Annotated in this window: 18 protein-coding genes; 8 read left to right on the top strand and 10 right to left on the bottom strand. The window is 75.0% G+C overall.

What is annotated here, in order from left to right; translation table 11 throughout:
• The first annotated feature begins 5 nt into the window (after window positions 1-5).
• Window positions 6-572, top strand: a complete 567-nt coding sequence (locus MTO91_RS16440) for a TIGR03086 family metal-binding protein (RefSeq protein WP_476651765.1) — start codon at window positions 6-8, stop codon at window positions 570-572.
• 13 nt (window positions 573-585) lie between these two features.
• Here the strand turns inward: MTO91_RS16440 and MTO91_RS16435 are convergent, their stop codons facing one another.
• Complete coding sequence (locus MTO91_RS16435; protein ID WP_345648838.1) at window positions 586-1,353, bottom strand: IclR family transcriptional regulator; 768 nt, start codon at window positions 1,351-1,353, stop codon at window positions 586-588.
• Complete coding sequence (locus MTO91_RS16430; protein WP_476651763.1) at window positions 1,350-2,756, bottom strand: xylulokinase; 1,407 nt, start codon at window positions 2,754-2,756, stop codon at window positions 1,350-1,352. The genes MTO91_RS16435 and MTO91_RS16430 overlap by 4 nt, the downstream gene beginning before the upstream one ends.
• Before the next feature lie 71 nt (window positions 2,757-2,827).
• On the opposite strand from MTO91_RS16430, the gene MTO91_RS16425 reads away from it, so the two are divergent.
• Genes MTO91_RS16425 through MTO91_RS16415 form a run of 3 tightly spaced genes read left to right on the top strand, consistent with a single transcriptional unit; the run spans window position 2,828 to window position 4,837 of the window.
• Entirely contained in the window at window positions 2,828-3,025 is a 198-nt protein-coding gene (locus MTO91_RS16425; RefSeq protein ID WP_062395865.1) for a hypothetical protein, read from the top strand.
• Window position 3,026: 1 nt separating this feature from the next.
• Window positions 3,027-3,785 (top strand): SDR family NAD(P)-dependent oxidoreductase, encoded by a 759-nt coding sequence (locus tag MTO91_RS16420; RefSeq protein WP_251784926.1) that lies wholly within the window; start codon window positions 3,027-3,029, stop codon window positions 3,783-3,785.
• The gene (locus tag MTO91_RS16415) at window positions 3,782-4,837 is read left to right on the top strand and encodes a phosphotransferase family protein (protein ID WP_476651761.1); all 1,056 of its coding nucleotides are present in this window, start codon (window positions 3,782-3,784) and stop codon (window positions 4,835-4,837) included. Before MTO91_RS16420 ends, MTO91_RS16415 begins: the two co-directional genes overlap by 4 nt.
• On the opposite strand, the gene MTO91_RS16410 is transcribed toward MTO91_RS16415, so the two are convergent.
• On the bottom strand, window positions 4,824-6,269 hold the full coding sequence (locus MTO91_RS16410; protein ID WP_476651760.1) for a cytochrome P450: 1,446 nt from the start codon (window positions 6,267-6,269) through the stop codon (window positions 4,824-4,826). The genes MTO91_RS16415 and MTO91_RS16410 overlap by 14 nt on opposite strands.
• 100 nt (window positions 6,270-6,369) lie before the next feature.
• Here MTO91_RS16410 and MTO91_RS16405 point away from each other — a divergent pair, with 100 nt between their 5' ends.
• Window positions 6,370-7,032 carry a TetR/AcrR family transcriptional regulator gene (locus MTO91_RS16405; protein WP_476651759.1) on the top strand — a complete coding sequence of 221 codons (663 nt, stop codon included), beginning with the start codon at window positions 6,370-6,372 and terminating at the stop codon, window positions 7,030-7,032.
• On the opposite strand, the gene MTO91_RS16400 is transcribed toward MTO91_RS16405, so the two are convergent.
• The 3 genes from MTO91_RS16400 to MTO91_RS16390 are packed head-to-tail and all read right to left on the bottom strand — an operon-like array spanning window position 7,025 to window position 10,049.
• Window positions 7,025-7,672, bottom strand: a complete 648-nt coding sequence (locus tag MTO91_RS16400) for a LutC/YkgG family protein (protein WP_476651758.1) — start codon at window positions 7,670-7,672, stop codon at window positions 7,025-7,027. The two genes, MTO91_RS16405 and MTO91_RS16400, sit on opposite strands and share 8 nt — an antisense overlap.
• Window positions 7,669-9,225, bottom strand: a complete 1,557-nt coding sequence (locus tag MTO91_RS16395; RefSeq protein WP_253068434.1) for a lactate utilization protein B — start codon at window positions 9,223-9,225, stop codon at window positions 7,669-7,671. Before MTO91_RS16395 ends, MTO91_RS16400 begins: the two co-directional genes overlap by 4 nt.
• Window positions 9,222-10,049, bottom strand: coding sequence for a (Fe-S)-binding protein (locus MTO91_RS16390; RefSeq protein ID WP_167379045.1), 828 nt, complete (start codon window positions 10,047-10,049; stop codon window positions 9,222-9,224). Before MTO91_RS16390 ends, MTO91_RS16395 begins: the two co-directional genes overlap by 4 nt.
• An 86-nt stretch (window positions 10,050-10,135) precedes the next feature.
• Between MTO91_RS16390 and MTO91_RS16385 the strand changes: the two genes are divergently transcribed.
• Both MTO91_RS16385 and MTO91_RS16380 read left to right on the top strand, forming a co-directional pair.
• Window positions 10,136-10,831 (top strand): FadR/GntR family transcriptional regulator, encoded by a 696-nt coding sequence (locus MTO91_RS16385; RefSeq protein WP_405416638.1) that lies wholly within the window; start codon window positions 10,136-10,138, stop codon window positions 10,829-10,831.
• A 10-nt stretch (window positions 10,832-10,841) separates the two neighbouring features.
• The gene (locus MTO91_RS16380; protein WP_405416639.1) at window positions 10,842-11,498 is read left to right on the top strand and encodes a maleylpyruvate isomerase family mycothiol-dependent enzyme; all 657 of its coding nucleotides are present in this window, start codon (window positions 10,842-10,844) and stop codon (window positions 11,496-11,498) included.
• 238 nt (window positions 11,499-11,736) lie between these two features.
• On the opposite strand, the gene MTO91_RS16375 is transcribed toward MTO91_RS16380, so the two are convergent.
• Complete coding sequence (locus tag MTO91_RS16375; RefSeq protein WP_476651757.1) at window positions 11,737-12,246, bottom strand: gamma carbonic anhydrase family protein; 510 nt, start codon at window positions 12,244-12,246, stop codon at window positions 11,737-11,739.
• A gap of 139 nt (window positions 12,247-12,385) precedes the next feature.
• Between MTO91_RS16375 and MTO91_RS16370 the strand changes: the two genes are divergently transcribed.
• A complete protein-coding gene (locus MTO91_RS16370; protein WP_476651756.1) occupies window positions 12,386-13,357 on the top strand; it encodes an IS481 family transposase in 972 nt (323 codons plus the stop codon).
• On the opposite strand, the gene MTO91_RS16365 is transcribed toward MTO91_RS16370, so the two are convergent.
• The 3 genes from MTO91_RS16365 to MTO91_RS16355 are packed head-to-tail and all read right to left on the bottom strand — an operon-like array spanning window position 13,285 to window position 14,915.
• On the bottom strand, window positions 13,285-13,878 hold the full coding sequence (locus MTO91_RS16365) for an O-acetyl-ADP-ribose deacetylase (protein WP_476651754.1): 594 nt from the start codon (window positions 13,876-13,878) through the stop codon (window positions 13,285-13,287). The two genes, MTO91_RS16370 and MTO91_RS16365, sit on opposite strands and share 73 nt — an antisense overlap.
• Window positions 13,875-14,648, bottom strand: coding sequence for a 5-formyltetrahydrofolate cyclo-ligase (locus tag MTO91_RS16360; RefSeq protein WP_405416644.1), 774 nt, complete (start codon window positions 14,646-14,648; stop codon window positions 13,875-13,877). Before MTO91_RS16360 ends, MTO91_RS16365 begins: the two co-directional genes overlap by 4 nt.
• A gap of 12 nt (window positions 14,649-14,660) precedes the next feature.
• Window positions 14,661-14,915 (bottom strand): DUF7218 family protein, encoded by a 255-nt coding sequence (locus MTO91_RS16355; protein WP_062395855.1) that lies wholly within the window; start codon window positions 14,913-14,915, stop codon window positions 14,661-14,663.
• Window positions 14,916-14,922: the final 7 nt, after the last annotated feature.

The raw sequence follows: 14,922 nt of genomic DNA, 5'->3' as shown, positions 1-14,922 counted from the left end.
CCGTCATGCACCGTCACATCGCCGCCGCCGCGGCCGCACACGTCCCGCTCGTCGCGGCCGCGGCCCGGCTCCCGCTGACCCGTCCCACGCCGTGCTCGGAGTGGGACCTGCAGGACCTGCTCGGCCACCTCCTGTACTGGACCCCTGTGCTCGCCGAGGTGGGGCGGCGCTCCGGGCACGGACCGGCCGACGGACCCGAACCGACCGCTCCGGTCACCGGGGACTGGCCCGTCCGGCTCCACGCCGCCCGGGAGGACCTGGTGGTCGTGTGGTCGGAACCGGCGGCCTGGGACGGCACGGTGACCATGGGCGAACAGGTCCCGGCCGCCGTCATCGGCGGGATGGTGCTGGGTGAGCTCGTGGTGCACGGATGGGACCTCGGCCGTGCGGTGGGAATCGATCCGCAGTGGCCCGCGGAGGTCCTCGACGCCACGCTCACCGCGGTGTCGGCCATGGCGGAGCAGGGGCGGGGCATGGGTGTGTTCGCGCCCGCCGTCGAACCGGGCCCCGGGGCGACGCCGATCGAGCGCATCGTGGCGCTGACCGGCCGGGACCCCGGCTGCGGTCGCTGAGCCGGCCGCCGGGTCAGCCCGGCGGGCGCCCGCCGAGGGTGCGGGTCAGTCGCTCCGCGGCCCCGACCAGCAGGTCCACGCACTTCTCGCACTCCGAGCGGCCGAACCGGATGGTCGGTCCGCTGACCGTGAGCGCCGCGGTCACCTCCCCGGCGTGGTCGAACACCGGCACGGACAGTCCGGAGCCGCCGTCGTCGCGCTCGGCGACGGTGATCGCGAACCCGTCGCGGCGGGTGTCGTCCAGCAGCGCGCGCAGCGTCTCCGGGTCGGTCACGGTGTACTCGGTCAGCGACGGCAGCGGGCCGGCCAGCACCTCCGCGGCCAGCTCGGGCGCCCAGGCGAGCAGGACCCGGCCCGCCGAGCCGGTGTGCAGCGGGATGACCTTGCCGACGTGCATCTCCCGGCGCAGTGCGTGCCGCGTCTCGGCGACGGCGACGCACACCCGGTGCCTGCCCTCGGCCCGGAACAGCGACGCGGTCTCCCCGGTGGTGTCGCGCAGCTCGCGCAGCAGCGGCCCGGCCAGCTCCAGCAGGTCCACCCCGCGGGCCGCGGCCCCGGCCCAGTAGGCCATCCGGATCCCGATCCGGACCCGGTCCCCGACCCGGTCCAGCAGCCCCTCGGCGACCATGTTGGACACCAGCCGCTGCACCGTCGAGGTCGGGATGCCGGTCGCCTGCTGGATCTCGCCCAGCCCGAGCACGGGGCGCTGCAGGGTGAAGGCGTCCAGGATGTCGGTGATCTTGCCGAGGACCAGGAGCCGCTTCGGGCCCTCGCTGGTCATCCCGCGACCCGGTCCAGGAAGGCCCCCGCCGCCTCGCGGTAGCGCTCCCAGGCCGCCGGTGCCGGATCGGCCTCGTAGCGTGCCGGTTCGGCACCGGCGCTCCACGACGGCGGCGTCGCGCCGCCGTGCAGCGCCCACGCGGCCTGGCGGGCGGCGCCGTCGGCCACGTACTCGCCGGGCTCGGGCACCCGCACCGGCACCTCGAAGACCTGCGCGGCGATCCGGCAGACCGCCTCGGAGCGGGCCGCCCCGCCGACCAGGGTCACCCCGGACACGGTGACACCCTGCTCGCGCAGCGCCTCCAGCCCGACCCGCTGCGCGGACAGCATGCCCTCGACCGCGGCCCGGGCCAGGTTCTCCCGGGTCCCCGACGCCAGCGTCCAGCCGTGCAGTGCGCCGGTGGCGTCGGGCAGGTTCGGGGTCCGCTCGCCCTCCAGGTAGGGCACCACGACCAGGCCGCCCGCGCCCGGCTCGGCGGACAGCGCGAGGCGGCCCAGCTCGTCGTGGTCCACGCCGAGCAGCCGCCGGGTCGCATCCAGCACCCGGGAGGCGTTGAGCGTGCACACCAGCGGCAGGTAGGCGCCGGTGGCGTCGGAGAACCCGGCGACGATCCCGGAGGGGTCCTGGGCTCGACGCTCCGAGCGGGCGAACACCGTGCCGGAGGTGCCCAGCGAGACGACGACGTCGTCGCCGGCGTCGACACCCAGCCCGGCGGCCGCGTTGTCGCCCGCCCCGGCGCCGACCCGGATCCCGCCCGGCCCGTCGACGGACTCGGCCGGGCCGAGCAGCCGCGGCAGCGCCGGCGTCGACCCGAAGAAGCGTTCCAGCAGCTCGGGGCGGTAGTCGACGCCGTCGAACCAGCCGGTGCCCGAGGCGTCGGACCGGTCGGTGACCAGTTCGTCGAGACCCGCGCCGCCGGGGACCCCGCCACCGCGGAGCTTCCAGGTCAGCCAGTCGTGCGGCAGGCACACCGCCGCGGTGCGGGCGGCGTGGTCGGGCTCGTGCGCGGCGAGCCAGCGCAGCTTGGCCAGGGTGATCGAGGCCACCGGGACGACGCCGGTCGTCTCCGCCCACTGCTGCGCGCCGAACTCCTCGACGAGCTCGCCGGCGGCGGCGGCCGAGCGGGTGTCGTTCCACAGCAGTGCGTCGCGGACGACCTCGCCGCGCTCGTCGAGGCAGACCATGCCGTGCTGCTGGCCCGCGACCGACAGCGCCGCGACGCCGTCGAGGCCGCCCGCGTCGTCGATCGCGGCCTCCAGCGCCTCCCACCAGAGCCGGGGCGCGATCTCCGTGCCGTCCGGGTGTGCGGCGCGCCCGGAACGGACGAGCTCGCCGGTGTCGGCGTCGCGGACCACGACCTTGCAGGACTGGGTGGAGGAGTCCACCCCGAGCACCAGTGCCATGCCCCCAGCCTGCCATCGCCGGACCGGCGCGGCGGGAGACAGGCGGGGTGGATCGGTGCCAGGGTGGTCCCATGAGTGACGAGCAATGGTTCTACTGCCTCAAGCACGGCACTGTGGAGACCGCCGAGGGCTGCCGGTCGGCCGACCGGCTCGGCCCGTACCCGGACAAGGCCACCGCGGCCCGCGCGCTGGAGATCGCCAAGGAGCGCACCGAGTCCGAGGACCGCAAGGACCGTGAGTGGAACGCCGGGGGCTCCGGGGCGTCCTGAGATGAGCGCGTCGAGCGACGGAGGACGGGTCGTCGTCGTCACCGGCGGGAGCCGGGGGATCGGGCGGGCGGCGTGCGCGGCGTACGCGGCCCGCGGCGACACGGTCGTCGTCGCCAGCCGCAGGGCCGAGGCGTGCACCGCGCTGGCCGCGGAGCTGACCGCGGAGCACGGCACGCCGGCACTGGGCGTCGGCTGCCACGTGGGCCGCTGGGCGGACTGCGACGCCCTGGTGGACCGGGTGCTCGCCGAGTACGGCCGGATCGACGTGCTGGTCAACAACGCCGGCATGTCCCCGCTCTACGGGTCGCTCACCGAGGTCACCGAGGAACTGTTCGACAAGGTCCTCGCCGTGAACCTGCGCGGCGCCTACCGGCTCGGGGCCCGCTGCGGGGAGCTCATGGCCGCGGCGGGCGGCGGCGCGATCGTGAACGTCTCCTCGGTCGCGGCGGTGATGCCGGGCCCCGGCGAGCTGCCCTACGCGCTGGCCAAGGCCGGGCTCAACGCCCTGACCGTCGGGCTCGCCCGCGCCTACGCGCCGTCGGTGCGGGTCAACACGGTGATGCCCGGTCCGGTCCGGACCGACATCGCCGAGCACTGGACCGAGGAGTTCCGCACGCGGATCGCCGGCACGGTCCCCGCCGGACGGGTGGGGGAGGCCGCCGAGGTCGTCGGTGCCATCCTCTATCTGACCGGGCCGGACGCCGGCTACACCACCGGCGCGACGATCAAGGTCGACGGCGGGATGGCGTGGTCGACGTGAGGTCCCCGGCCGACGTCGTCGACCGTGCCGCGCTCGGGGCCTGGCTGCGCGACCGGGGCCTCGGCGACTGGTCCGGCGAGCTGGAACCGGTCGGCGGCGGCACCCAGAACGTGGTGCTGCGCACCGTCGTCGACGGCAGGCCGCTGGTCCTGCGCTCCCCGCCGGTGCACCCGCGGCCGGGGTCGGCCCGCACCATCGCCCGCGAGATCACGGTGCTCGGCGCGCTGCGCGGCACCGACGTGCCGCACCCGGAGCTCGTCGCCGCGTGCACCGACGCCGGGGTGCTAGGCAGGCCGTTCTACCTGATGTCCGACGTGGACGGCGTCAACCCCGGCGAGCGGGTCTCGCCCGAGCAGGCCGCGACCCCGGCGCTGCGGCACGGCGCGGTGCTCGACGTGGCCCGGGCCGCGGCCCGGCTGGGACGTCTCGACCCGGCCGCCGTCGGGCTCGACGGGCTGCGCCGCCCCGGCCCGTTCCTGGAACGGCAGGTGCCGCGCTGGACCGGGCAGCTGGCGTCCTACTCCGAGGTGCCCGGCTACGACCCGGGCGACCTGCCCGACGTGGCCGTCGCCGCGGACTGGCTGACCCGGCACCGGCCGCCCGAGCCGGAACCGGGCGTCGCGCACGGGGACCTGCACCTGAACAACGTGCTGCTGGACCGGACCCGGCCGCGGGTGGCCGCGCTGGTCGACTGGGAGATGTGCACCGTCGGTGACCCGCTGCTCGACCTCGGCTGGCTGCTGGTCACCTGGCCGGTCGACCCCGTCGGGTTCGGCGCCGGGACCGAGCTCGCCGGGCACGGCGGGCTCCCCACCCGGGCCGAGCTCGTCGCCGCCTACGCCGACGCCGGCGGCCGCGACACCACCGGCATCACCTGGTACGCGGGGCTGGCCGCGTTCAAGCTCGGCGTCGTGCTGGAGGGCACCTGGGCGCGGGTCGCCGCGGGCGAGGCGGACCGCGCGGTGGGGGAGCGGCTGCACGGCGCGGCCGTCGCGCTGCTGGAGCTGGCCGTGCGGATCGCCCGCGACGAGTGGGCCGTCAGCGCGGGGTGAGCCGCACCGGGATGCCGCCCACCGGCACCGGCAGCGAGGTGTTGTCCCAGCGTAGCCGGTAGGAGGGCTCGACGCTCCACCGGTAGCGGCGCAGCATCTCGTGCAGGATCGCGGTGACCTCCAGGGTCCCGAAGTGCAGCCCGATGCACTTGTGCACACCACCGCCGAACGGGATCCACGCGTCGCGGTCGGAGCGGTCCTCCCGCCGGCCGGGCCCGAACCGCTCGGGGTCGAAGCGCTCCGGGTCGGTCCAGCAGGACCGGTCGTAGTGGTTCACCGCCTGCGCGACGACGACCCGCGTCGCCGCCGGCACGTGGTGCCCGGCGACCGCGGTGTCCTTCACCGCCGTCCGCATGACCAGCGGTACCGGCGCGTCGAGCCGCAGGGCCTCCCGGATCACCAGGTCCAGCGAGGTCAGCTCGCGCAGCTCGGCCACGGTCGGGGCGCGGTCGGAGATCCGCTCGGCGAGCGCGTCGGACTCGGCGCGGCAGCGCTCCTGCCAGACCGGGTTGCGCGCGAGGTGGTGCGCCGCCGACGCCGTCGTGGTGGTCGACGTGTCGTGCGCGGCCATCATCAGGAAGATCATGTGGTTGACGACGTCGTCGTCGGAGAACGTCTCGCCGTCGTCGGTGCGGGCGTGGCACAGCGCGGAGAACAGGTCGGTGCCCTCGCCCGCACGCTTGGCCGCCAGGTTCTCCCGGAACCAGTTCTCCAGCACCACCCGGCCGCGCAGCCCGCGCCGCCACCGGGTGCCGGGCAGGTCCTTGCGGACGAAGGAGTTCGCGGCCCGGACGCAGTCGACGAACGCCCGGTTCACCGCCTCGGCCTCCGGCCCGGAGCGGGCGTCCATGAACACCGCCTGCGCGACGTCCAGGGTGAGCCGCTTGAGCGCCGGGTAGAGCCGCAGCCGCTCCGGCCAGGTCGGCAGCACCTCGCGCACGACGGGGGTGGTCGCGGCGACGTAGCTGGAGATCCGGTCGGCGGTGAAGGCCTCCTGCATGATCCGCCGGTGCGCGCGGTGCTCGTCGAAGTCGAGCAGCATCAGGCCGCGGTGGAAGAACGCGTCGACCGTCGCGCGCCACCCCTCCTGGGAGAACGCCTTGTCCCGGTTGGTGAGCACCTCCCGGGTCGCGGCCGGGCCGGTCACGACGATCGCCCGGCCGACCGGGGACCGCATCCACCACACCGGGCCGAGTGCCTCGGTGCGGGCGCGGGTGAAGCGGTGCCCGAACCGGATGTAGGCCAGCGCGTGGCCGAGCAGCGGCATGCCCTCGTCACCGGGGACCTCGGCCAGCCCGTGCGGTGCCGGGCCGAACGGCACGGGGCGGTGGCTCCGGGCGCCGGTGGCGAGCAGCGCGTCGTCGAGCCGGTCGGGCGCGGGCAGGGTCAGGACGGACGACCAGCGCTCACGCGCCTGCTGCACCAGCTTCACGGTATTGCTCCTCGGGCCTCGACGTCGGTGTCCCCGCCGAAGTTAGACACATCCGGCAGAACTGTCCAGGTGATGGACGGGTCGTGTCATGATGTCTTCCATGAGCGAGCGGCGGACGATGGCGCGGCGGGCCCGCGACGAGCTGCGCGGTGAGGTCCTCGACGTCGCCGAACGCCTCGCGGTCGCCGGGGAACGCCCGTCGATGCCCGAGCTCGCCCGCCGGGTCGGGGTCAGCAGGCAGACCCTCTACAGCGAGTTCGGCGACCGTGACGGCCTCGCCGCGGCCCTGATGCTGCGCGCCACCGACCGGTTCCTCGACCGGATCGAGGCCGCCCTCGACGGAGAGTCCGACCTGTACTCGGCCTGGGTCGCCGCGGTCGACGCCGCCCTCACCGAGGCGGGGGAGAACCCGCTGATCAAGGCCCTGCTCAGCGGCGACGCGGCGGTCCCGTCCGCGTTCGGCGCCGACTCCGGTCCGATCATCGCGGCCGCGGCCGAGCGGTCCGCGGGCTACCTGCGCCGGGTCCGGCCCGGGGCCCGCGAGCACGACGTCCGGCTCGCCGCCGAGACCGCCGCCCGGCTCACCGTCAGCCACATGGTGCTCCCCACGGGCCCGGCCGCGCGCTCGGCGGAGGACATCGCGACGGTGGTGGTGCGGACGCTCGGCGACGCCGGGCTCCGGACGGCGTCGCCCGCCCCGCGGGGCAGCCGCAGCACGTCCGGCGCCACCACCAGCGCCGGCCCCGCCGGAACCGTCAGCTGACGATCACCACGTGCAGTGTCCGCGGCCCGTGCACACCCTCCACCCGGTCCAGCTCGATGTCGCTGGTCGCGCTCGGCCCGCTGATCCAGGTGTGCGGCCGCGCCGGGTCCAGCGCCGCCACCGCCTCCGGCACACCGGCCACGACCTGGTCGGCGCGGATCACGCAGACGTGCAGGTCGGGGACCAGCGTCGCGGCGCGCCGGCCCTGGCCCGGACCGTGGTCGAGGATGATCGTGCCGGTCTCGGCGATGCCGACCGCGGCCGTCGACAGCACGCCGTCGCAGCGGTCCAGCTCCGACACCGCGACGTCCGGCCCGTCCGGGACGACCTCGACGTCGTCGGGCACCAGGCCGGCCGGGAAGCCCGGCGGCACCAGGATCCGCAGCGGGCCGGAGCCCGCGAGCGGGGGCCGGCCGGCCAGGGCACCGGCGACCCGCGCCGCCGCGGTGTCCGGGTCCGCCCGCTCGACGACGGCGCGGTAGTCCGCGACCCGCTCGTCGAACAGGTCGACGACCTGCGCGTGCGGCAGCGACCGGTCGGGGACCGGCCGGACCACCTCGACGTCGAGCACCGGCTCGACGTCGGGCACGTCGGTCAGGGCCCGCCGGGCCTTCGCCAGGATCGCCTCGCGCGCGCTCATGCCCCGTCCCCGTTCCTGCGCCCGCCGTCGGTGTCGTCGCTCCGGCTCCGCCCGCCGTCGGTGTTGTCGCTCCGGCTCCGCCCGCCGTCGGTCCTGGTCCACCACTCCCGGAAGGACTCGGCTGCCGGTACCGGCACGTCGCGCGAGTCGGACCAGGCGCTCGCCGGGCCGGGGACCGCACCGAGGATGCTGCGCCCACCGGGCGCGGTGCGGCCCAGCCGTCCGGCCAGCTTCCCGCCGATCCCGGCGACGCGTTCGGCCGCGCCGGTGCGCGCGGCCGAGGACAGCGTCCACGACGCCGCCTTCATCGCGACGTCCTGCACCGACGGCACGCGGCTCGCCTTCCGGTGGGCGTCGACCACCTCGGCGCGCAGGTGCACCAGCACCTCGGGGATGTCGATGCGGACCGGGCAGACCTCGAAACACGCCCCGCACAGGCTGGACGCGTACGGCAGCGAGTCGGTCTGCGGGTCGGTGCCCACCCCCCGCAGCTGCGGGGTGAGGATCGCGCCGATCGGGCCCGGGTAGACCGAGCCGTAGGCGTGCCCGCCGGTGCGCTCGTAGACCGGGCACACGTTCAGACAGGCCGAGCAGCGGATGCAGCGCAGCGCCTGCCGCCCGGTCGGGTCGGCGAGCACGTCGGTGCGGCCGTTGTCCAGCAGCACCACGTGCACCTCCTGCGGCCCGTCGCCGGGGGTGACCCCGGTCCAGGTGGAGGTGTAGGGGTTCATCCGCTCCCCGGTCGAGGACCGGGGGAGCAGCTGTAGCATCACGTCCAGGTCCTGGAAGGTCGGCAGGACCTTCTCGATCCCGACCACCGACACCAGCACCTCGGGCAGGGTCAGGCACATCCGGCCGTTGCCCTCGGACTCGACGACGGTGAGCGTCCCGGTCTCGGCGACGGCGAAGTTCGCCCCCGACACCGCCACCTTCGCCCGCAGGAACTTCTCCCGCAGGTGCTCCCGGGCCGCGGCGGCCAGGCGCGCCGGTTCGTCGGTCAGGTCCGCCGGGGCGGCGCGCCCGGCGCGGCCCATCTCGCGCAGGAAGATCTCCCGGATCTCCGCGCGGTTGCGGTGGATCGCCGGGACCAGGATGTGGCTGGGCAGGTCGTCCCCGAGCTGCACGATCAGCTCGGCGAGGTCGGTCTCCCAGGCGTGGATGCCCGCGGCCTCCAGCGCCGAGTTCAGGTCGATCTCCTGGGTGGCCATCGACTTGACCTTGACGACCTCGTCGGTGCCGTGCCGCCGCGCGATGTCGACGACGACCGCGTTCGCCTCGGCCGCGTCGCGCGCCCAGTGCACGGTGGCGCCGGCCGCCGTCAGCGACCGTTCCAGCTGCTCCAGGTAGTCGGGCAGGTGCCGCAGCACCCGGTTCTTGATGGCCTCACCGGCCAGGCGCAGCTGCTCCCAGTCGTCGACCTCGCCGACGACGTTGCCGCGCTTGGTGCGGATGGTGGACGTGGCGTGGGCCAGGTTGCGGCGCAGCTGGGAGTCCTCCAGTGCGGCGCGCGCCGCCGCCGGGAACGCCGGTGTGCCGAGGAACGTGCCGCTCATCGGACCGCCTCCGTCGTCGCGTCCGGGACCGCGCTGCCGACGCTCGTCGGGTCCGCGGCCCGCTCGGTGCGCCGCTCGACCACGGGCTCGGTCTGCGCCAGCACCTCGGCCAGGTGCATGACCCGCATCCCCGATCGCTGCCGCGACAGCAGCCCGCCCACGTGCATCAGGCACGAGTTGTCCCCGGCGACGAGTACCTCCGCGCCGGTCGAACGGACGTGGCGGGCCTTGTCGTTGCCCATCGCGATCGAGGTCTCGGAGTTCTTCACCGCGAACGTCCCGCCGAACCCGCAGCACTCGCCCGAGCCCGGCAGGTCGAGCAGGGTCAGCCCGCGGACCGCGCGCAGCAGCCGGGTCGGCCGGTCGCCGACCCCCAGCATCCGCAGCGAGTGGCAGGTCGGGTGGTAGGTGACGCGGTGCGGGAAGTAGGCCCCGACGTCGACGACGCCGAGGACGTCGACCAGGTACTCGCTCAGCTCGTACACCGGCGGTGCGGACTCGACGCCGCGGACCAGGCCCGGATCTCCGGAGCGGCGCGCGACCAGGCCGTGCTGGTGGCGCACCGAGCCCGCGCACGACCCGGACGGCGCGAGGATCGCGTCGTACCCGGCGAAGGCGTCGAGGTGGTTGCGGACGAGCGGGACGGCCTCGTCGAGGTAGCCGGTGTTGACCATCGGTTGCCCGCAGCAGGTCTGCGCGGCGGGGAACTCGACGTCGACACCGAGCCGGCGCAGCAGGGACACGACGGCCCTGCCGGTGTCCGGGAACAGGGCGTCGTTGAGACACGTGACCATGAGGCCGACGCGGGGCCGGGGGATCGGCATGGCGCCTCCGGTGAAGTGGTGGGACGGAGGGTGTGGTCCGACCAAGGTAGCGGTATGGTCGGACCACACACAAGCAGGAGGACGACGTGCGTGTTCCCGCCGCCCACGAGATGGTGCTCGCCCACGTCGAGGAGCGCCTGACGAGTGGCGAGTGGCGCCCGGGGGATCGGCTGCCGCCGGAGCGCGAGTTCGCCGCGACGCTGGGCGCGTCCCGCCAGGCGGTCCGCGAGGCACTGCGGGTGCTGCAGGCCCAGGGCGTGATCCGTTCGCAGGTGGGCACCGGCGCGGACTCCGGGACGGTCGTCGTGCCGGCCCCGGCGCGGGCACTCGGCCGGGTGCTGGCCCTGCACCTGGCGGTCGACTCGTTCCCGGTGGACGACGTCACCGAGGCCCGGGTCATGTTCGAGCGGTTCTCCGCCGGGCTGGCCGCGCGCCGGCGCTCGGCGTCGGACCTGCTGGAGTGGACGGCCGCGCTGGACGTCATGGACGACGACCTCGACCCGGCCGCCTTCAGCGACGCCGACATCGCCTTCCACGTCGCGATCGCCGCGGCGGCCGGTAACCGCCTGGTGGGGGAGCTGACCCGGGCGATCCGGGAGTCGGTGCGCGGGATGCTGCTCGACGCGATGCAGACCCAGGGGGACTGGCCCGCGCTGCGCGAGCGGCTGCGGGCCGAGCATCGGGAGATCCACGCGGCGCTCGCCGACGGCGACGGGACGCTGGCCGCGGACCGGATCGAGGCGCACATCCGCGCCTTCCACGGCCGGGTCGGACCTGCCTAGGCTCACCGCCGTGACCACCTCCGACCTGCCCGACGCCGCCGTCGTCGCGGTGTCCGCCCGGTACCGTCGCGAGTTCGCCGACCTCGTCTCCTCACTCGACGCCGCGCAGCTCGCGGCGCCGAGCCTGTGCGCCGGGTGGGACGTGCGGACCGTCGCCGGGCACCTGGTGTCCGCGCTGACCACGACGGTGCCGTCGTTCCTGGTCCAGGTGCTGCGGGCGCGCGGGAACGTGGACCGGGCGGTCGACCGGGCCGCGCGGCGGGACGCCGCCCGCCCGGTCGAGGAGCTGGTCGCGGTCCTGCGCGACCGTGCCGACAGCTCCTTCGCCCCGCCCGGCATCGGTGCGCGGGGCCCGATGACCGACGCGATCGTGCACACCGCCGACGTCACCGTCCCGCTCGGGCTGCCGTTCGACCCCGACCCCGTCGACGTGCGCATCGCGCTCGACTTCGTGGTCGGGACGGTCCCGCTCGCGTTCACCACACGGCGCCGGCTGGCGGGCCTGCGGTTCGTCGCCGACGACGCCGGGTTCGCGCGGGGCGAGGGCGCGGAGGTCCGGGGACGCGGCGTCGACGTGCTGCTGGCCGCCTGTGGGCGCCCGGCCGTGCTGGACCGGCTGACGGGGGACGGCGTCGCGACGCTCGCCGCCCGGCTGACCGGCCGCTGACGCCGCAGTCCTCCGGTCATCCCGCGTCCGTCGCCGGGTCGACGCGTTGCTCAGTTCACGCGTCGCTCCCGCGGCCGGTCCGGGCGCCGGTCCCGCGTCCCGTTCATGCGCGCCGAACCGGAGAACGCGCGCGCGATCGGGCGCGCGTTCTCCGGCCCGGCGAGCGGACCGGTGTGCGGGGCCGCGCGTGGCCCGGCGGGCCGGTGACCGGGGGACCGGGGGACCGGCGACGGGTGTGTCAGGTGTTCGCGTCGCGGTGCAGGCCCAGCAGGTGGACGTAGGCGGCGGCCGACAGCGGGATCGAGTTCCGTTCGGCCTCGCCGAGCTCGCGACGCACCTTCCCCGGGACCCCGGCGACCAGCGACCCGGGCGGCACCACCGTGCCCTGGGTGAGCACCGCACCCGCGGCGATCAGCGATCCGGCGCCGACGTGCACCCCGTTCATGAGCACCGCGCCCATGCCGATCAGCACGTCGTCCTCCACGGTGCAGCCGTGCACGACCGCGCGGTGGCCGATGGTGACGCCGTCGCCGATCGTCGCCGGGAAGCCGGGGTCGGCGTGCAGGACGGATCCGTCCTGGACGTTCGTGCGGGCGCCGAGGGTGATCGGTGCGAGGTCGGCCCGGATCACGCACGTGTACCAGATCCCGGTCTCCGGACCGACGCTCACCTCGCCGGCGAGCACGGCGCCGGGCGCCACCCAGGCCTGCTCGTGGACCTGCGGGGTGTGGCCGTTCACGGTGATCATGGGGTCAGCCTAGGTGTACCCGGCCAGGAGGTTGGTGACGGTGCGGATGTCGCGACACGCAGTCGCGAGTCGTTGATCGTGAGGAGAGCCCCCAGGTGGGGTGTGGCTTGTCTAGGACCCACACCACCTGGAGGCTCTCGTGGCCCACCGTAATGCCCGCCTGACGTTCCACGGCCGGGTCCTGCTGGTCGACCGGATCGTGCGTCAGGGACGTCCTCGTGCCCACGTCGCGGCGGAGATGGGGGTCTCGCGCCAGTGCGCCGGCCGCTGGGTCGCCCGCTACCGCGCCGAAGGCGAGAACGGCCTGCACGACCGGTCCTCGCGCCCGCATCGCTGCCCAACTCGCACCACGGCCGACACCGAGGCTCGCGTGCTGGCCGTGCGCGCCCGCGACCGTCGTGGGCCCGATGAGATCGGCCCCGAACTCGGCCTCACCCCACGCACGGTGTCGCGGATCCTGCGCCGCCACCACGTCCCCTACCTGCGTGAACTCGACCCGCTCACCGGTGAGCGCATCCGCGCCAGCAAGACCACCGCGGTGCGCTACGAACGCGCCCGCCCCGGCGAGCTGGTACACATGGACGTCAAGAAGATCGGACGCATCCCCGACGGCGGCGGCTGGCGCGCGCACGGCCGCGCCAGCCGCGACGCCACTCGCGACCGTTCGACCAGAGTCGGGTTCGACTACATCCACTCGCTGGTCGATGACCACTCCCGGCTGGCCTACTCCGAGGTCCTGACCGACGAGAAGGGCACCACCTGCGCCGGGTTCCTCGCCCGGGCCGCGGGCTACTTCGCCAGACACGGCATCACCAGGATCGAACGGGTCATGACCGACAACGCCTGGGCCTACAAGTGGTCCCTACGGTCAGTGGTCGCCGACCTCGGGGCCCGGCAGGTGTTCATCAAGCCGCACTGCCCCTGGCAGAACGGCAAGGTCGAACGTCTCAATCGGACCCTGGCCACCGAGTGGGCCTACCGGCAGGTCTTCACCAGCAACGCCGAACGCACCGCAGCGCTTGCCCCCTGGATCGAGCACTACAACACTCGACGACGCCACAGCGCGCTCGGCGGGCTCCCACCGACCAGCCGACTGGCACCAACGTCATGACCGGGTACACCTAGGGCGGTCTCGAACGCGGCGAGGACGTCGTCGCTGAACAGGACGAACCGGACCTCGGTCACCGCGGTGCCCGCGGCGGCGACCTCCCGGACGGTGGCGACCGCGATCCGGGCGGCGTCGTCGAGCGGCCACCCGTAGACCCCGGCCGAGACAGCGGGGAACGCGACGGTCCGGGCGCCGAGGGAGTCGGCGACCCGCAGCGACCCGCGGTAGGCGCTCGCCAGCAGCGCCGAGCGGTCCTCCCGCTTCGCGTACACCGGCCCGACGGTGTGGATCACCCAGCGGGCGGGCAGGTCCCCGGCGGTCGTCGCGACGGCCTGTCCGGTGGGGAGCCCGTCGGGCAGGTCGCCGGCGCGCAGCCGCTCGCACTCGGCGAGGATCGCGGGCCCGCCACGCCGGTGGATGGCGCCGTCGACGCCGCCCCCGCCGCGCAGGCCGGAGTTGGCGGCGTTGACGACGGCGTCGACCCGGGCCTCGGTGATGTCCCCGCGCTCGCAGACGATCCTCACGCGCGTGCCTCCTCGCGCAGCCGTCCCAGCAGCGGGATGGCCGCGATCTTGTCCTCGGTCAGGGACTCCCACACGATGCCCCCCTCGGGGCGGTTCCGCCGGTGCTCCCGGCAGTCGACGACGCGGTCCGGGGTGACGATCAGGTCGACCGGCGCGTCGTGGTCCGCCCACGGGATGACGCCGGCGTCGCGCAGCTGCAGCTCGTGCACGGTGGTGACGACGAGGGTGTCGTCGGAGATCAGTCCCGCCGCGCGGGCCAGCGCGAACTCCAGGTCGGCGAATCCGCCGCCCTTGCCCAGCCGCGCCCCGTCCGCGCCGACGGCCACACAGCCGGTGACGACGAGGTCCACCGGCTCCAGCTCGTCGACGGCGACCCGGCGGGCCGACCGCGTGGCGTTCTTGATCGACACGGCGCGGTGGGGCGGGTCGGCGAGGTGGTCGGGGTCCAGCAGGAAGAACGGGTCGTCCTCGGCCAGCCTCGGGACGGCCATGTACACGGTCTTGCCGTCCTCCAGCGCGTACCGGCGCACCGGGAGCTGGGCGGAGTCCGGGTTGGACTTCACGGTGCGGGCGGTGCGCCACACGTCGAGCTCGCGCAGCCGCCGGGCCGCGGCCTCGGCCCCGACGAAGTTCGAGATCCGGTTCCGCGCCCCCGGGAACCGGGAGGCCTTCTGCTCGGTCAGCGCGGTCCAGACCTCCTCGCGCAGCTCCGCCTTGCGGGCGAGGGTCCCGGGGTCGCCCCCGGCGTCGTGGTCGTGACGGCGGCTCATGCCCCGATGATGTCAGTGCTCGCGCAGGGCCCGGATCAGCTCGTCCTTGGTCATGTCCGAGCGACCGGGGATGCCGACCTTCTGCGCCTGGGCGTAGAGCTCGTCCTTGGTCTGGTTCTCGTAGTCGCCGTGCTCGCCGCCGCGCCTGCCGACGGTGCCGCGCCCCTCGGCGGCCGCGGCGTTCGCGATCCGCGCGGACTTCTCCTTGGAGTTGCCCTCCTCGCGGAGGCGCTCGTACATCTCGTCGTCCTTGATGCTGCTCGCCATGGCGGTC

This window comes from Pseudonocardia sp. 2-7 (assembly GCF_056341085.1).
This window is presented reverse-complemented; position numbering and strand designations above follow the sequence as displayed.

Excerpts from the sequence above, each read along its gene's own strand:
- MTO91_RS16440 (WP_476651765.1), top strand. The coding sequence starts at position 6 with ATGCACCGTCACATCGCCGCCGCCGCGGCCGCACACGTCCCGCTCGTC.
- MTO91_RS16435 (WP_345648838.1), bottom strand. The coding sequence starts at position 1,353 with ATGACCAGCGAGGGCCCGAAGCGGCTCCTGGTCCTCGGCAAGATCACC.
- MTO91_RS16430 (WP_476651763.1), bottom strand. The coding sequence starts at position 2,756 with ATGGCACTGGTGCTCGGGGTGGACTCCTCCACCCAGTCCTGCAAGGTC.
- MTO91_RS16425 (WP_062395865.1), top strand. The coding sequence starts at position 2,828 with ATGAGTGACGAGCAATGGTTCTACTGCCTCAAGCACGGCACTGTGGAG.
- MTO91_RS16420 (WP_251784926.1), top strand. The coding sequence starts at position 3,027 with ATGAGCGCGTCGAGCGACGGAGGACGGGTCGTCGTCGTCACCGGCGGG.
- MTO91_RS16405 (WP_476651759.1), top strand. The coding sequence starts at position 6,370 with ATGAGCGAGCGGCGGACGATGGCGCGGCGGGCCCGCGACGAGCTGCGC.
- MTO91_RS16400 (WP_476651758.1), bottom strand. The coding sequence starts at position 7,672 with ATGAGCGCGCGCGAGGCGATCCTGGCGAAGGCCCGGCGGGCCCTGACC.
- MTO91_RS16395 (WP_253068434.1), bottom strand. The coding sequence starts at position 9,225 with ATGAGCGGCACGTTCCTCGGCACACCGGCGTTCCCGGCGGCGGCGCGC.
- MTO91_RS16390 (WP_167379045.1), bottom strand. The coding sequence starts at position 10,049 with ATGCCGATCCCCCGGCCCCGCGTCGGCCTCATGGTCACGTGTCTCAAC.
- MTO91_RS16375 (WP_476651757.1), bottom strand. The coding sequence starts at position 12,246 with ATGATCACCGTGAACGGCCACACCCCGCAGGTCCACGAGCAGGCCTGG.
- MTO91_RS16360 (WP_405416644.1), bottom strand. The coding sequence starts at position 14,648 with ATGAGCCGCCGTCACGACCACGACGCCGGGGGCGACCCCGGGACCCTC.
- MTO91_RS16355 (WP_062395855.1), bottom strand. The coding sequence starts at position 14,915 with ATGGCGAGCAGCATCAAGGACGACGAGATGTACGAGCGCCTCCGCGAG.